The sequence below is a fragment of the Cobetia sp. Ld8 genome, from assembly GCF_045066615.1.
Taxonomy (GTDB): domain Bacteria; phylum Pseudomonadota; class Gammaproteobacteria; order Pseudomonadales; family Halomonadaceae; genus Cobetia; species Cobetia amphilecti.
On the sequence record NZ_JBISHF010000008.1, the window covers coordinates 406,568 to 421,432 of the forward strand.

Consider the following 14,865-nt stretch of genomic DNA (forward strand, 5'->3'; position numbering starts at 1 on the left):
ACTCGCGACGAAAGCCCCGTGCAGCATGGTAGCCCCTGTTCGCCACACGGGTTTCAGCTCATTCGCCACGCATTACCGATTGAGAATATAACGGCGCACGGCATTGTTGTGCTCGCGCAGCGTGCGCGAGAAGTGATGCTTGCCCTCACCCTTGGCGACGAAGTAGTAGGTATCGCCTTCCTTGGGATGCACCGCCGCTTCCAGCGCGGCGCGCCCGGGCATCGCGATCGGCGTCGGCGGCAAGCCGGTGATCACGTAGGTATTCCAGGGCGTCGGCTTGCGCAGGTCGGCACGCGACAGCGAGCCATCATAGTCCTTGCCCAGGCCATAGATGACGGTCGGGTCAGTCTGCAGGCGCATGCCACGCTCCATGCGACGCTTGAAGACGCCGGCGATCTCGTCGCGCTCTTCCGGCGCGCCGGTCTCGCGCTCGATCAGTGACGCCATGATCAGCGCTTCGTAGGCGCTGGTGATCGGCAGGTCGTCGTCACGCCCGGCCCAGACTTCCTCCAGCGTCTTGCTCATGCGGCTATAGGCCTGCTTGTAGAGCGAGAGGTCGCTGACGCCCTTGTGATAGCGGTAGGTGTCCGGGAAGAAGCGACCTTCCGGCTTCTCGCCCTCTGCACCGACGGCCGCCATCAACTCTTCATCGCTCATGTCGCGAGTCGTGTGCTCAAGCTTGGGCGAGGCATCCATGGCAGTGCGCATCTGGGCGAAGGTCCAGCCCTCCGGCACGGTCAAGGTATAGCTGACCACCTCGTCACTGGACAGCAGCGCCACCAGCTCACGGCCGTTCAAGCCCGGCGTGAGACGGAATTCACCGGCGCGCAGGCCATTGACGGCCTCAGGCTCGAGGCGCGACCACACCTTGTACGGCCAGCTCGCCTCGATGATGCCCTGTGACTCGAGCTCGCCCACGACCCTGGTCAGGCTGGCGCCCTTGGGCACCTCGAACAGCTGTTCCTTCTCGATCGCCAACGGTGACAGCAACTGCGCCTGCCAATAACGGAAGCCCACCACACCCGCAGCCACGGCCAGCACTACCAGCATCAGGAGGATCTTGAACACTCGCATAATCAGGTTTCCAGTCTTCATGGCGAAGGCGACGACCGCACAGGCATGCCTGCTGACGCTCGTCGTCTTCCGTCAGTTCGCGGGCTCGCCCAGCAAGCGCGCGACAGTGTGATTCAACTCGTCCAGCGCCGGATGCGCCTCATCCTTCCACTCAGCCAGAATCTCGCCATCAGGCTTGAGCAGGGTGCACAGCGGCCAGACGCCCTGCACGGAATTCATGACGACGACCCGCTCGGCCCACACGAGTGACTCAAGCCCCTCACGGACTCGCTCGAACGCCATCTCGGCCTCAAGCGCCGCCAGCAGCGTGCCCTCGACACCGGCACGATCAAGACACGGCGTGAACCAGCGCCCGTCACGATACCAGGCCAGATTCATGCTGGTGGCCTCGATCAGTTCGCCCTGCGCATTGAGCAACAGGCCCTCGCTGATCGCCGTGTCGCTCCACTCGCGGCGCGCCAGCACGTTCTCGAGCCGATTGAGGTGCTTGAGCCCCGCCAGTGCCGGTTGCTCGGCCACTCGCAGCTCACAGACCCGCGCCGTGATGCCACGGCGCGACTGTTGATTGACCGCAAAAGGCGTCGCGCGTGCCCGCAAGCGCGTCTCCGGTGACTCAGGCGCCCTGTAGCCCCGACCGCCGGAGCCGCCGGTGACGATCAGCTTGAGCACTTCAAGCCCCTCGCCCTGGCAGACTGTCAGACAGCCCGCCAGCTCAGCTGACGAAGGCGCCGCAATTCCCAGCCGCTGACAACCGCGCGTCAGGCGCGCCTCGTGCCAGGACCACAGCTGCGGCTGGCCCTCACGCACCAGAATCGTCTCGAACACGCCCTCGCCATAGGCGAGGCCACGGTCATCACTGGGCAGATCGGCGGCGAGCGCCGCAAGAGAGCGCTTGTCACAAGCGCTCCTTTCATCAGAGGCCCGGTCATCTGAGCTCTTGCTGCCAGAGGCATCAGTCGTCATCGATACAGCCCTCCAGAGAACGGTTGCGGACACGACACACGAAGCAGGTGACGCCCCACAGACAAACGCGCCCCCGGATGGGAGCGCGTCTGAGGAGAGAGAACACGAAAGCGTGTGATCAGTCCTTGAGCTTGCCGAACACCAGCGAGCCGTTGGTACCACCGAAGCCGAACGAGTTGGACAGGGTGTACTCGATCTTCATGTCACGTGCGACGTTCGGCACGTAATCGAGATTGCAGCCCTCGGCCGGGTTGTCCAGGTTGATGGTCGGCGGCGCGATCTGGTCACGCATCGCCAGCACGCAGAACACGGCCTCGACCGCGCCGGCAGCGCCCAGCAGGTGACCGATCATCGACTTGGTGGAGCTGACCGCCACATCACGTGCCGCGTCACCCAGCACCGACTCGACGGCGAGGCTTTCCGCCTTGTCGCCGGCATTGGTGGAGGTGCCGTGGGCATTGATGTAGTCGATCTGGCTCGGCTCGAGCTTGGCGTCACGGATGGCGTTGCGCATCGCGGCGGCCGCACCACGGCCGTCTTCCGGCGGCGCCGTCATGTGGTGAGCGTCGTCGGACATGCCGAACCCGAGCACCTCGGCGTAGATGGTCGCGCCACGCGCCTTGGCGTGCTCGTACTCTTCCAGCACGACGACACCGGCGCCGTCGGACAGCACGAAGCCATCGCGGTCACGGTCCCACGGACGGCTGGCCGCCTGCGGATCATCGTTGCGGGTCGACAGCGCACGCGCTGCGGAGAAGCCACCCAGACCCAGCGGCGTGGTCGCCATCTCGGCACCACCGGCCACCATCACGTCGGCATCGCCATAGGCGATGGTACGTGCGCTGTAACCGATGTTGTGCGTCCCGGTGGTACAGGCGGTGGTGATCGCGATGTTCGGACCACGATAACCGAACTGAATCGCCAGATTACCGGAGATCATGTTGATGATGGAGCCCGGCACGAAGAACGGCGAGATGCGACGCGCACCGCCCTTCTCCAGCGCCTTGTGGTTGTGCTCGATCATCGGCAGGCCGCCGATACCGGAACCGATGGCGACACCGATGCGCTCGGCGTTGTCTTCGGTGCATTCAATGCCGGAGTCGGTGATGGCCTGGTGGGCCGCCGCGATACCGTATTGGATGAAGAGGTCCATCTTGCGGGCCTCTTTCGGGTTCAGGTACTGACCCACATCGAAGCCCTTGATGGAGCCACCGAAACGGGTATTGAAACCGCTGACATCGAAATGCTCGATGGCCGCGATGCCACTCTTGCCCGCCTTGATGTTGCTCCAGCTTTCCTCGACGGTATTCCCGACCGGGGTTACCAGGCCAAGACCTGTTACCACTACCCTTCTGCGAGGCATCGTGTCTCCTCCAAAACTATCGAATTGGCACGCCAGGGCCATGGACGCCCGGACGGTAATTGAGCGCATTATACAGAAACCTGGCCATGCGTGGGCAGTCGGTTTTCAAGCGCTTTTCTGGCCACTTTCACGAAGGAATTCCGACACTTGCCACAAGGGGACATTTGTCACGAAGCCCACCGCCTACCACCATGCAATACGCGCCCTGTCGGCGCAGCATTGCGCAGCACATGCCTGAACGACAAGAGCCGCACTGAGGAACAGTGCGGCTCTTGAACGTACAGACAATTGCATCACGACCATGAGCAACAGGTTGCTCCGTGATCGCTTCAACACACCTTACTGGTGGTTGACGATGTAATCGATAGCTTCCTGCACGGTGGTGATCTTCTCTGCTTCTTCGTCAGGAATTTCAGTATCGAATTCCTCTTCAAGAGCCATCACCAGCTCGACGGTGTCCAGGGAATCGGCGCCCAGGTCTTCAGTGAAAGAGGAAGAGTTCTGGATTTCTTCTTCTTTGGCGTTCAGGCGCTCAGCCACAACCTTCTTGACGCGTTCTTCAATGGTGCTCATTTAACAATCACTCCTAGTGGTACGGAATCCGCAGCTCGAAAAAGCTGGGCGTAGTTTATAGGCCACCCCAAAAGGACGCAACCACGTCCCTGCGTGGGGTTCAGCGCATGTTCATGCCACCGTTCACCTGCAACGTCTCACCGGTAATGTAGCCTGCTGCATCACTGGTCAGGAAGCCGACTGCCGCAGCAATCTCTTCCGGCTGGCCAAGGCGCGCCAGCGGGATGTTGCCGAGCAACGCTTCGTGCTGCGCTTCCGGCAATGCTTCAGTCATGTCAGTGGCAATGAAGCCAGGCGCCACTGAGTTGACGGTAATATTGCGTGACGCGACTTCGCGCGCCAGCGAGCGGGCAAAGCCTTCCATGCCTGCCTTGGCGGCAGCATAGTTGACCTGACCGAGGTTGCCCATGGTCGCGACCACGGACGAGATGTTGACGATGCGGCCGAAGCGCGCCTTGGTCATGCCGCGCAGGCAGCTCTTGCTGACACGGAAGACCGACTTGAGATTGGTGTCGAGCACCGCGTCCCAATCGTCTTCCTTCAAACGCATCAACAGGTTGTCACGCGTGATGCCGGCATTGTTGACCAGGATGGTCGGGGCGCCGAAGCGCTCGCCGATTTCCTTGAGCACGGCGTCGACGCTGGCCTGATCGGTGACGTTGAGCAACATGCCCGCGCCTTCGATACCGTGCGCCTCGAGGTCAGCGCCGATGGCCGCTGCCCCTTTCTCGCTGGTGGCAGTACCGATCACGATACGGCCCTGACGGCCGAGTTCACGGGAGATGGCTTGGCCGATGCCACGACTGGCACCGGTCACCAGTGCGATTCTGCGTTCGCTCGTCATCTTGAGTCCTGAGTTGGCTGATCCAAGTCACATGGCCGGCCAGATGGGCCAGCCACGAGCTTACTGATTCTGTTCGGCAGCGGTCTCGCGGGCAAGTTCCAGCGCCGCTTCCAGGCTATCCGGATCATTCACGGCCAGGCCACGTGCCTGACGCTGAATGCGCTTGCCAAGGCCGGTCAACACCTTGCCCGGGCCGCATTCGATGAAGCTGCGCGCGCCACTGTCGAACATGGCATTGACGCAATCGGTCCAGCGCACCGGCTGATAGAGCTGCTCGATCAGACGCTGACGCAGAGTCTCGACATCGTCATGCGCCTTGGCATCGACATTCTGGATGACGGTATAGCGCGGCGCACGGAAATCGATGGCATTCATCGCCTCGGCCAGCTTGTCGGCCGCCGGACGCATCAGATCACAATGCGACGGCACCGACACCGGCAGCGGCATGGCGCGCTTGGCACCCGCTTCCTGACATGCCGCGATGGCACGCTCGACGGCAGCGGTGCCACCGGCGATGACGACCTGTCCCGGCGCATTGTAGTTGACTGCCGCGACCACTTCACCCTGTGCCGCACTGGCACAGGCGGCTTCGACCTGGGCATTCTCGAGCCCGAGAATGGCCGCCATCGCGCCCTGGCCCTGCGGCACGGCAGTCTGCATGGCTTCGCCGCGCAGATTGACCAGCTTGACGCCCTCGGCGAAACCGATCACGCCAGCGCAGACCATGGCGCTGTATTCACCCAGGGAGTGACCGGCCATGCGCGCCGGGCGCGGGCCTTCCAGCTCCTGCCAGACGCGCCAGATGGCGACACTGGCGGTCAGAAGCGCCGGCTGGGTCAGCTCGGTACGATTGAGCTCCTCCGCCGGGCCTTCCTGTGTCAGGTGCCAGAGATCGCGCCCCAGCGCGTCAGAGGCTTCCTCGAAGGTGGTGCGGACCACGCTATAGCGCTCCGCCAGCTCCCGCAGCATGCCGACCTGCTGGGAGCCCTGTCCCGGGAAGATGAGGGCCAGGGAATCTGTCATTGCTGTCACCATTTCCATCTGTTCAGGTGGGACTGACACGGGTCAAGAAACCCGATTTCCACTGGCTCGCAAGCGAGACGACCACTGCCGTGTCTCACGCTTCTGCCAGGGGAAAGCCTGCTTCCTGTCATTTACGTCATGCTGCTGTCCTGCGGGGGCTTCCTGTGGGGGCTGCCCGCCCCTGATTCCCGTCCGCCTTCACCGCCCGGCCGCGAAGCGCTGGCATTGTCGCACCGTGTGCGCCGAAGCTCGACCCCAACAGGAACAAATCAGACCAATTTACTCATTCAGCGTGAGTATGTGCCTTCCAGGGCCTGCGCCAGGCGCGAGGGCAACTGCTCGCGAGCCTCGCTGGCCGCCCGCGTGACGGCAAAGGCAAAGCCTTCCGCCGCCGCGCCGCCGTGGCTCTTCACCACCACGCTTGCCAGGCCCAGCAGGCTGGCGCCGTTGTAGCGCACCGGGTCCAGTTCACGCGAGAGCCGTGTCAGCGCCGGGCGCGCCAGCCAGGCCATCAGGCGCGTGCGCCAGCTGGCCGCCAGGGTTGCCCCCAGCTGCGCCGACAGCATCTGCGCGAGCCCTTCACTGCTCTTGAGCACGACATTGCCGACGAAGCCGTCACAGACCACCACATCTACCTTGCCGGAGAAGAGGTCGCCGCCCTCGACAAAGCCAAGGTAGTCGAAATCCAACTCGCTGCCAGCCAGCAGGGCGTGCGCTTCCTGCACCTGCGCAGTCCCCTTGACCGACTCGACCCCCACGTTGAGCAGCCCCACTCGTGGACGCTCGACCGCGTCGATGAGGCGGCTGCGCATCGCGCCCATGCGGGCGAACGCCAGCAGATGGTGCGGTGCGACATCGACGTTGGCGCCGAGATCCAGCAGGCTGCAGGCGCGCGCGCCGCGCGTGGGCACCGCGGCACAGATGGCAGGTCGCTCCACCCCTTTCACCCTTCCCACTTCGCGCATGCCCAGCGCCATCAAGGCGCCGGTATTGCCGGCACTGACACAGGCATCCGCCTGGCCCTTCGCCACCAGGCCCAGGGCCTGAGACATGCTGCTGGGCTCGCGACTGCGCAAGACGCGGGACGGGCGAGCATCAGACGCGACAATGCCGTCGACAGCGAGTGTCTGAAGGCGATCACGAACACGGGAGAGTGAAGCAGGGAGGGAGTCTAACTCGGCATCCAGTAGATGCTGCGGGCCGACCAGGATGGCGCTGAGTTGCGAGTCTCGCAACAGCGCACTGGCCGTGCCCCGTAACGTAGCGCGGGGACCGAAGTCCCCGCCCATCGTATCGATGGCGATACGCACGGCGTTACGCCGCGCGCTGCATCAATGCCTTATGCATCAACGACTTTGCGGCCACGGTAGAAACCGTCGGCAGAGACGTGGTGACGCAGGTGAACTGTACCGGTTTCCTTGTCCTGGGACAGGGTCGGTGCAGTCAGGGCATCGTGGCTACGACGCATGCCACGCTTGGAACGAGTTTTGCGGTTCTGCTGAACTGCCATGGGGATTACTCCAATCTTGTCGACAAATTGAGTTCAGTGCTTGTCCTTCAGGGTGCGAAGCACACTGAATGGATTCACAGCGGGTGCGTCCGAGGCCTCGGGTTCCACACCGCTGGCCAGCTGGTCGCGAGAGACGGCACAATCGGCCTCCTCGTGGTAGACCACCTGCGGCAGGACCAGGAGCACTTCATCCTCGATCACTGTCAGGAGATCCAGCTGTTCGTTTTCCACCACTACCGGCTCGTACTCACCGGGCAGCTGCGCCGCCAGCGCATCGCTGGTCACCAGACCCAACAGGAACTCGCTGGAAAGCGGCTCCGGTTCGGTGGGTCCCAGACAACGCTGACATAGCAGACTTGCCTCGAAGGCGATGGAGCCTTCGATGAAGCTGCGACGTTGAGTGTCGATGTCAAAGGTCATGGAGACGCTGACGTCCCCTTCCTGAGCACCGATGGCCTCAACAACACGGGGCATGTTCGCCAGTGGAATCACGCCTTCAAGGCGTTTACCCGCTGACGCCAGCCGGTAGGGCTCGACCTTGGTCGGCAGTCTTGTGGTCAACATAGGCGCGCCATAATAGGGATTCCCCCTCCCGGTGTCAAAATGCATGAGCAACTTGTTGCTTTTGCCAGCCCCCTCACCATCACGCTTTCACGTCGATATGCGGCAACTGACACTGGGCTACACGTCCAGCGCGCGATTGTACGCGCCTGACGCTTCAATGCCGAGAGGATTTACGGCATCCTGCAGCCCTTGTTTTTCAATTACTTGCCGCGCGCCGCCCAGCCAATGCCCGCAACGCGCCCCGACGGGAGAGCCATGATGACTCCACTGGTCCTGGCGTCCAGCTCACGCTGGCGTCGTGAACTGCTTGAACGCCTCGGGCTGCCCTTCACCTGGAAAGCCCCCAGTGTCGATGAGACGCCGCGGCGCGAAGAAAGTGCCGAGACACTGGTCCATCGTCTGGCACTCGGCAAGGCCAACGCCGTGGTGGACGCCTACTCCCACCACCTGATCATCGGCAGCGATCAGGTCGCCGTCTTCGAGGGCGAGATACTGGGCAAGCCGGCGGATCTGCCAGCCGCACGCGCCCAGCTGGCACGCTTCTCCGGACGTCGCGTGCGCTTCGTGACCGGCCTGGCGCTGATCGACACCCGGTCCGCGCGTCACTGGGTCTGTCATGAAGACTACGAGGTCGTCTTCCGCTCCCTGACCAGCGCCGAGATCGAACGCTACGTCGAGCGCGAACGCCCCCTCGACAGCGCCGGCAGCTTCCGCATGGAAGGACTCGGCATCACGCTCTTCGAGCGTCTCGAGGGGCGTGACCCCAACAGCCTGATCGGCCTGCCGCTGATTCGCCTGTGCGAACTGCTGCGCGAGGCAGGCGTCGACCCTCTGCTGGATGCACCGCGCTCCTGAATGGCACCGCGCCCCTGAGAGACACCGCAGCCCTGAGCGACGAGGGCTGCGGCCCTGGCTCGTCTACCAGGGCAGACGGTAGCTGACCGGCGACACCGTCGTCTCGAGCCCCATCGCACTGGCCATCACACCGGCGAAGCGCCGCGTGAAGCGCTCGAAGGGGTCCTGACGCGGCGTGTAATCGTGCAGCTCCGCCTCTGGCGTCAGCTCCGCCGCCAGCTCTTCCAGCGTACCGGTACGATCGACCAGCCCCAGCCCCCGGGCTTGCTCGCCGGTCCAGATCAGCCCCGAGAACAGCTCGGGGTCATCCTTGAGGCGCTCACCACGCCCGGCCTTGACCGCCGCGATGAACTGCTGGTGCGTCGTGGCCAGCACGCTCTGCCAGAAGGCACGCTGGTCCGGCGAGATTTCCGAGAACGGATCAAGAAACGCCTTGTTGTCTCCCGCCGTGAACACGCGACGCTCGATATCCAGCTTCTCCATCGGCCCCTTGAGCCCGAAGCTTGAGGAAATCACGCCGATGGAGCCCACCAGGCTCGAGGGTGCCGCGATGATCTCGCCAGCGCCGGCCGCCATGTAATAGGCACCACTGGCGCCCAGGTCTTCGATCACCGCGATCACCGGCTTGTCGCCCCGCTCGCGCAGCCGCATCAGCTCGTCATAGACTCGCTGGGACTGCACCGGGCTGCCACCGGGCGAGTTGATGTCGAGCACCACCGCCACGGAGGCCGGTGACTCCCAGGCCGCGCGCAGCCCCTTGATGATGCGCTCGGCATTGGCTTCACCGTCCGCTTCGATCACGCCCTTCACGCGCACCACGCCCAGATGCTGCTCGCCGGGCAGCGCCGCTGGCTGGCTGCCGAGCGTGAACAGGGTCACCGAGGTCGCGATCGAGGCGATGAACAGCAACGCGAACAGGAAGCGGAAGAACAGCTTCCAGCGCCGCGAACGACGCTGCTCGGTGACCACGCCCTGCACCCAGCGGTCCATCATCTCGAGCTGCGCGGTGCGCTCGCGCGCCTGCCAGTCCACCTCTCGCTCGGAGGCAGCCGCCGCGCCCTGTCCACTCATGCCCTGCCCACTCATGCCCTGCCCACTCATGCCCGGCCCGCTCAAGCCCGCTTCGCTCTCGTCCTTGCCACCCGCGCCTTCACGCCAGGGATCCTGCGGCCTATCACTCATCGATTGCTGCTCCTGTGCTGGGCGATCGCGGCCGTTACCTGGCCACGTACAGCCAATCCATCAATTCATCGAAATGCGAGACGATGCGCTGCGGCGCACAGGCCTCAAGACGCGGCACACTGTGTACGCCGTAGTCGACACCGACACTGTGCATGCCAAGGGCACGCGCCATCTCCAGATCATATTCGGTATCGCCGACCATCAGCGCCTCATGCGCCTCAACGTTCAGCTCGGCCAGCAATTCCTCGAGCATGCGAGGGTGCGGCTTGGACAGCGTCAGGTCCGCGGTGCGCGAGGCATGGAACCAGTCACCGCAGTCATGGACCATGAACATGCGATCCAGCCCGCGGCGGCTCTTGCCCGTCGCGACGGCCAGCAGCTGCTCGGGATGGCGACGCAGACGCTGGATGCCGGCCTCGACACCGGGGAAGAAGTCCAGCGGCGTGGTATCGACCGCCACGAAATGCGCCTTGTAGGCCGCAACCAGTGCCTCGCATTGCTCGGCCGTCACCCCCGGGAACAGGCGCTCCATGGCTTCGGGCAGCCCGAGTCCGATAATGTCGCGCGCCGCATGGGCAGGCAGCTCGCCCATGCACGTCGCCAACGAGGCCGCCTGCAGGCAGTCGACGATGCGCGCCTCGGAATCCATCAGGGTGCCATCCCAGTCGAAGATGACCAGGCGATAGCGCGGTTGCGGCAGTCCTGCGGTGAGATCAGTCATGACGAGCTCCCAGCTCTCTGGCAGTGGCGAGAACGCGCTTCATCCGCTTGTCCAGCGGCGCGCGCACGGTAACGGTTCGCCCGTCGATCGGATCAGGAAAGCTGAGCTGGGCGGCATGCAGGAACAGGCGCTCCAGCCCGACCTTCTTCGCCAGGGCATTGCCGCGCTCGGTGCCGTACTTGGTATCGCCGAGCAGCGGGTGCCTGGCATGCACCGAGTGCACGCGAATCTGGTGGGTACGCCCGGTAATCGGCTCGGCCTCGACCAGCGTCATGCTCGGATAGGCCTCACGCACCGCGTAGCGGGTGCTGGCCGTCTTGCCGGCCTCATCGACGCGCACCCGGCGCTCACCATTGCCACCGTCGTAGCGCTCCAGCGGCGCATTGACGTAATCGCGACGTGAATCCCAGCGCCCCTCGACCAGCGCCAGATACAGCTTGGTCATCTTGTGGGCCTTGAGGTCGGCATTGAGCTGCAACAGCGCAGCCCGCGACTTGGCCAGCAGAATGCAGCCGGAGGTATCACGGTCCAGGCGATGCACCAGCTCCAGGAACGGCAGGTCGGCGCGAATCTGGCGCATGGCCTCGATCAGGCCGATCTTGACGCCGCTGCCGCCGTGCACGGCAAGCCCCGAGGGCTTGTTGATGACCATGAAGTCATCCGTCTCGCGCACGATGCAGCCCGCCAGCACCTCGCGCAGATTGTCACTGACTTCCTGCACGGCGGCTTCCGGCGAGAGGCGCAGCGGCGGCACCCGCACCAGATCACCCGCCTGCAGGCGGTAATCGACCTTGATGCGCTTCTTGTTCACGCGCACTTCACCCTTGCGCACGATGCGATAGATCAATGCCTTGGGTGCGCCCTTGAGGCGGGTACGCAGAAAGTTGTCGATGCGCTGCCCGGCCAATTCCGGGGCAACCTCGATCCACTGGACTGATTGGCCTTCGGCCATGTCGCACTCCTTTCCGGCCCCGCCTTCGCGCGGCCTGCTCATCTTGTTGCCGTGCGCCTGGGCGCACTCAGACCGGTCATTCTACGGTGTCATGCGACCAATGGGGAATCATCGTGCCATATGCCGCTCTCATCTGCGGCTCGCCGGGCCTCGTATCTCGGGCGATGTAGCGAAGCGTTTGATCTGGCAGCTGAATTGCTGGTACATACCTTTACTGGTATATTCGAGCGCAGTGAGATGGGCCTTCTCTATATGCCCGATCATCGTCTCCGCAGCCCTGTCACAGCGGCCGGAAAAACGGCGCACCCGGCACTTCAACAAGGTGCTTCACGCCGGCGGAGAGGGTCAGATGGCCTGCAATGAAGCAACGCGCACCGACATCAGCACCGTGCAGGTCACGCAAGCACCCTGTTGTCATCTACCCTGTCGGTAGCGTGCTGTCCCGCGCATCGCACCTGTCAATCACAGGCAGCGAAGGCCGCCCCAAGGACAGTCATTCGCGGCCAGTGGCCAGACCAACAGCTGACGCAAAACATCGATGTCGCTCAGGTCTCACAGGACCTGATGACGATATCAGCGGGCGCGGAATGCATGACGCCGCGCGCCGCAGCGCAATCGCCCTTCGAGCCTTCGTTGCAGACTCCACGAGATGATGTCGCGGGAGCCCGAAAGCCGCCTGCGCAGGCAAGACAGCAAGACGCCCAGTCATTCATGGGCCAACGACACAAGACCGCTCGGGCATGAAGCCCGGGTAATCATTCGATATCCGTGCCGAAGGCCGGCGTCGATGAATCGGCAAATGCCAGGTGTTAGGGAAGAGACCGCAGGGCCGGAGGAGTACAAATCCCCGCAACACGTCCTGCCTCTTCCAAGTACTCAACATGATCATGCCGCATGTGGCCCGTCCACGGACTTGCCTGCATGCGAAAAACGCATTCCACGACATGCGCTGAGCACAACACGAAGCGGAAAACGGTTCCTCGTCGCCGACGCACAATGCGGCTGCCCTTCGGCACGCCCAGTCTAGCGAGACGACATGAAACGGATGCTCATCAACGCGACCCAGCCGGAAGAGCTGCGCGTCGCACTGGTCGACGGACAACGCCTTTACGATCTCGACATCGAGTCCGGCGCCCGCGAACAGAAGAAAGCCAACATCTACCGCGGCAAAATCACCCGCATCGAGCCCAGCCTCGAAGCCTGCTTCGTCGACTTCGGTGCCGAACGCCACGGCTTCCTGCCGCTCAAGGAAATCTCCCGCGAGTACTTCTCCAAGGACCCCGGCCAGGGCCGTCCCAACATTCGTGAAGTGCTCAAGGAAGGCCAGGAAGTCATCGTCCAGGTCGACAAGGAAGAACGTGGCAACAAGGGTGCCGCCCTGACCACCTTCATCAGTCTGGCCGGCCGCTTCCTCGTGCTGATGCCCAACAACCCGCGTGCCGGTGGTATCTCCCGCCGCATCGAGGGCGAAGAGCGCGCTCAGCTGAAGGAAGCAATGAACAGCCTGACGCTGCCGGACAAGATGGGCGTCATCGTGCGCACCGCCGGCATCGGCAAGAGCGCCGAAGAGCTGCAGTGGGACCTCGACTACCTGGCCCAGGTGTGGGACGCGGTGACCAAGGCCGCCTCCAGCCGCCCTGCCCCCTTCCTGATCTACCGTGAATCCAACGTCATCATCCGCGCCATGCGCGACTACCTGCGCAATGACATCGGCGAGGTGCTGATCGATTCTCCGGAAGTCCAGGAAGAAGCGCTGTCCTTCGTGCGTCAGGTGATGCCGAGCTACCAGCAGAAGATCAAGCTCTACGAAGACGACGTGCCGCTGTTCTCGCGCTTCCAGATCGAATCCCAGATCGAGACCGCCTACCAGCGTGAAGTGAAGCTGCCCTCCGGTGGCGCCATCGTCATCGACCACACCGAAGCCCTCGTCTCCATCGACATCAACTCCGCTCGCGCCACTCGCGGCAGTGATATCGAGGAAACCGCGCTGCAGACCAACCTGGAGGCCTCCGACGAGATCGCCCGCCAGCTGCGTCTGCGCGACATCGGCGGCCTGGTGGTGATCGATTTCATCGACATGACGCCGGCACGCAACCAGCGTGAAGTCGAGAATCGTGTGCGCGACGCGCTCAAGATCGACCGCGCTCGCGTCCAGATCGGTCGCATCTCACGCTTCGGCCTGATGGAAATGTCGCGTCAGCGTCTGCGTCCGTCACTGGGCGAGACCAGCGGCGTGGTCTGCCCGCGCTGTGACGGCCAGGGCACCATCCGTGACGTGCGCTCCATGGCGCTCTCCATCATGCGCCTGATCGAAGAAGAGGCCATGAAGGAGCGCAGCTCGCAGATCCGCGCCATCCTGCCGGTGCCGGTCGCGACCTACCTGCTCAACGAGAAGCGCGCCACGCTGTTCGACATCGAACGTCGTCAGGGCGTGAATGTCGTGCTGCTGCCGAACCCGGAACTCGACACCCCGCACTACGAAGTCGTGCGTCTGCGTGATGACCACGTCGATGAAGACGGTGCCGACAAGTCCAGCTTCGAGCTGTCCGTCGAGACCGAAGTCGGCAAGGAACCGGACCCGAACTTCGACAAGCCGCCGGCGCGCACTGAAGCAGCCGTCAAGAGCGTGTCCCACACCACGCCTGCCCCGGTTGCCGCACCGGAAGCGCCTGCAGCAGCGCCCGCCGCCGTGGTAGAGAGCGCTGACAGCAGCAATGACAGCGATAGCCGCAACGGCAACGGCAAGAACAACGGCAATCGTCGTCGCAACGGCAACGGCAGCAGCAACGGTCGCAACCGCCAGGAGTCGCGCAACGAGTCTCGTAACGACACTCGCAGCGAAGGCCGCAACGACAGCCGTCAGAGCTCGCGCAATGACAACCGTCAGGGCAACCGTTCGAGCCAGGGCAATGACACCCGCGCTCAGGCCAGCAAGCAGGAAGTCGTGGCGCAGTCGTCAGCCCAGACTCCCGCCAGGACTGCCGCTCCGGCCACCGGTGGCGGCCTGCTGTCGCGCCTGGCCCGAGGCTTCAGCCGCCTGCTGGGCAATGACAGCGATACCGCCGTGCCGGCCAAGTCCAGCGAAGCCCGCAAGGCACTGGAAAAGGCCCGCGAGCGTCGCGAGACCGTCAGTGAAGCCAGCGCTCCGGCAGCGGCTCGCAACGACTCCCGCAATGGCCGCAACGCTGAACGTAGCAACGACCGCAACAACGACCGCAGCAACGAGCGTGATGACAACCGC

The 14,865-nt window shown here is 63.8% G+C and carries 13 protein-coding genes and 1 pseudogene; 2 read left to right on the forward strand and 12 right to left on the reverse strand.

Going from position 1 to position 14,865, the window contains the following annotated elements:
• Window positions 1–72: 72 nt before the first annotated feature.
• From mltG to ACJJV2_RS12710, 9 genes are all read right to left on the reverse strand, one after another.
• Window positions 73–1,074, reverse strand: a complete 1,002-nt coding sequence (mltG, locus tag ACJJV2_RS12670; RefSeq protein ID WP_405281375.1) for an endolytic transglycosylase MltG — start codon at window positions 1,072–1,074, stop codon at window positions 73–75.
• A 72-nt stretch (window positions 1,075–1,146) separates the two neighbouring features.
• Complete coding sequence (gene pabC, locus ACJJV2_RS12675) at window positions 1,147–2,037, reverse strand: aminodeoxychorismate lyase (protein ID WP_405281378.1); 891 nt, start codon at window positions 2,035–2,037, stop codon at window positions 1,147–1,149.
• 118 nt (window positions 2,038–2,155) lie between these two features.
• Window positions 2,156–3,400, reverse strand: a complete 1,245-nt coding sequence (fabF, locus tag ACJJV2_RS12680) for a beta-ketoacyl-ACP synthase II (RefSeq protein ID WP_405281381.1) — start codon at window positions 3,398–3,400, stop codon at window positions 2,156–2,158.
• A 339-nt stretch (window positions 3,401–3,739) separates the two neighbouring features.
• The gene (gene acpP / locus ACJJV2_RS12685) at window positions 3,740–3,973 is read right to left on the reverse strand and encodes an acyl carrier protein (RefSeq protein WP_024950601.1); all 234 of its coding nucleotides are present in this window, start codon (window positions 3,971–3,973) and stop codon (window positions 3,740–3,742) included.
• Window positions 3,974–4,073: 100 nt separating this feature from the next.
• A complete protein-coding gene (gene fabG / locus ACJJV2_RS12690; protein ID WP_043331893.1) occupies window positions 4,074–4,817 on the reverse strand; it encodes a 3-oxoacyl-ACP reductase FabG in 744 nt (247 codons plus the stop codon).
• 60 nt (window positions 4,818–4,877) lie between these two features.
• The gene (fabD, locus tag ACJJV2_RS12695; RefSeq protein ID WP_043331894.1) at window positions 4,878–5,840 is read right to left on the reverse strand and encodes an ACP S-malonyltransferase; all 963 of its coding nucleotides are present in this window, start codon (window positions 5,838–5,840) and stop codon (window positions 4,878–4,880) included.
• Between the two features lie 287 nt (window positions 5,841–6,127).
• Window positions 6,128–7,150 carry a phosphate acyltransferase PlsX gene (gene plsX, locus ACJJV2_RS12700; protein ID WP_405281386.1) on the reverse strand — a complete coding sequence of 341 codons (1,023 nt, stop codon included), beginning with the start codon at window positions 7,148–7,150 and terminating at the stop codon, window positions 6,128–6,130.
• Between the two features lie 29 nt (window positions 7,151–7,179).
• The gene (gene rpmF / locus ACJJV2_RS12705; RefSeq protein ID WP_065392644.1) at window positions 7,180–7,350 is read right to left on the reverse strand and encodes a 50S ribosomal protein L32; all 171 of its coding nucleotides are present in this window, start codon (window positions 7,348–7,350) and stop codon (window positions 7,180–7,182) included.
• A gap of 33 nt (window positions 7,351–7,383) precedes the next feature.
• Complete coding sequence (locus tag ACJJV2_RS12710) at window positions 7,384–7,914, reverse strand: YceD family protein (protein ID WP_107335333.1); 531 nt, start codon at window positions 7,912–7,914, stop codon at window positions 7,384–7,386.
• A gap of 258 nt (window positions 7,915–8,172) precedes the next feature.
• Between ACJJV2_RS12710 and ACJJV2_RS12715 the strand changes: the two genes are divergently transcribed.
• Window positions 8,173–8,769 carry a Maf family protein gene (locus tag ACJJV2_RS12715; protein WP_405281391.1) on the forward strand — a complete coding sequence of 199 codons (597 nt, stop codon included), beginning with the start codon at window positions 8,173–8,175 and terminating at the stop codon, window positions 8,767–8,769.
• A 63-nt stretch (window positions 8,770–8,832) separates the two neighbouring features.
• Here ACJJV2_RS12715 and ACJJV2_RS12720 read toward each other — a convergent pair whose 3' ends face one another.
• Genes ACJJV2_RS12720 through ACJJV2_RS12730 form a run of 3 tightly spaced genes read right to left on the reverse strand, consistent with a single transcriptional unit; the run spans window position 8,833 to window position 11,624 of the window.
• Window positions 8,833–9,951 carry a S49 family peptidase gene (locus ACJJV2_RS12720; protein WP_405281394.1) on the reverse strand — a complete coding sequence of 373 codons (1,119 nt, stop codon included), beginning with the start codon at window positions 9,949–9,951 and terminating at the stop codon, window positions 8,833–8,835.
• A gap of 34 nt (window positions 9,952–9,985) precedes the next feature.
• Complete coding sequence (locus tag ACJJV2_RS12725) at window positions 9,986–10,672, reverse strand: HAD-IA family hydrolase (protein WP_405281397.1); 687 nt, start codon at window positions 10,670–10,672, stop codon at window positions 9,986–9,988.
• Complete coding sequence (locus ACJJV2_RS12730) at window positions 10,665–11,624, reverse strand: RluA family pseudouridine synthase (RefSeq protein WP_405281400.1); 960 nt, start codon at window positions 11,622–11,624, stop codon at window positions 10,665–10,667. The genes ACJJV2_RS12725 and ACJJV2_RS12730 overlap by 8 nt, the downstream gene beginning before the upstream one ends.
• A gap of 1,036 nt (window positions 11,625–12,660) precedes the next feature.
• On the opposite strand from ACJJV2_RS12730, the pseudogene rne reads away from it, so the two are divergent.
• A pseudogene (gene rne, locus ACJJV2_RS12735) lies at window positions 12,661–14,505 on the forward strand (ribonuclease E); the annotation flags it as partial.
• Between the last annotated feature and the right edge of the window lie 360 nt (window positions 14,506–14,865).

Coding starts and splice junctions, on each gene's coding strand:
- mltG (WP_405281375.1), bottom strand. CDS start 1,074: ATGCGAGTGTTCAAGATCCTCCTGATGCTGGTAGTGCTGGCCGTGGCT.
- pabC (WP_405281378.1), bottom strand. CDS start 2,037: ATGACGACTGATGCCTCTGGCAGCAAGAGCTCAGATGACCGGGCCTCT.
- fabF (WP_405281381.1), bottom strand. CDS start 3,400: ATGCCTCGCAGAAGGGTAGTGGTAACAGGTCTTGGCCTGGTAACCCCG.
- acpP (WP_024950601.1), bottom strand. CDS start 3,973: ATGAGCACCATTGAAGAACGCGTCAAGAAGGTTGTGGCTGAGCGCCTG.
- fabG (WP_043331893.1), bottom strand. CDS start 4,817: ATGACGAGCGAACGCAGAATCGCACTGGTGACCGGTGCCAGTCGTGGC.
- fabD (WP_043331894.1), bottom strand. CDS start 5,840: ATGACAGATTCCCTGGCCCTCATCTTCCCGGGACAGGGCTCCCAGCAG.
- rpmF (WP_065392644.1), bottom strand. CDS start 7,350: ATGGCAGTTCAGCAGAACCGCAAAACTCGTTCCAAGCGTGGCATGCGT.
- ACJJV2_RS12710 (WP_107335333.1), bottom strand. CDS start 7,914: ATGTTGACCACAAGACTGCCGACCAAGGTCGAGCCCTACCGGCTGGCG.
- ACJJV2_RS12715 (WP_405281391.1), top strand. CDS start 8,173: ATGACTCCACTGGTCCTGGCGTCCAGCTCACGCTGGCGTCGTGAACTG.
- ACJJV2_RS12720 (WP_405281394.1), bottom strand. CDS start 9,951: ATGAGTGATAGGCCGCAGGATCCCTGGCGTGAAGGCGCGGGTGGCAAG.
- ACJJV2_RS12725 (WP_405281397.1), bottom strand. CDS start 10,672: ATGACTGATCTCACCGCAGGACTGCCGCAACCGCGCTATCGCCTGGTC.
- ACJJV2_RS12730 (WP_405281400.1), bottom strand. CDS start 11,624: ATGGCCGAAGGCCAATCAGTCCAGTGGATCGAGGTTGCCCCGGAATTG.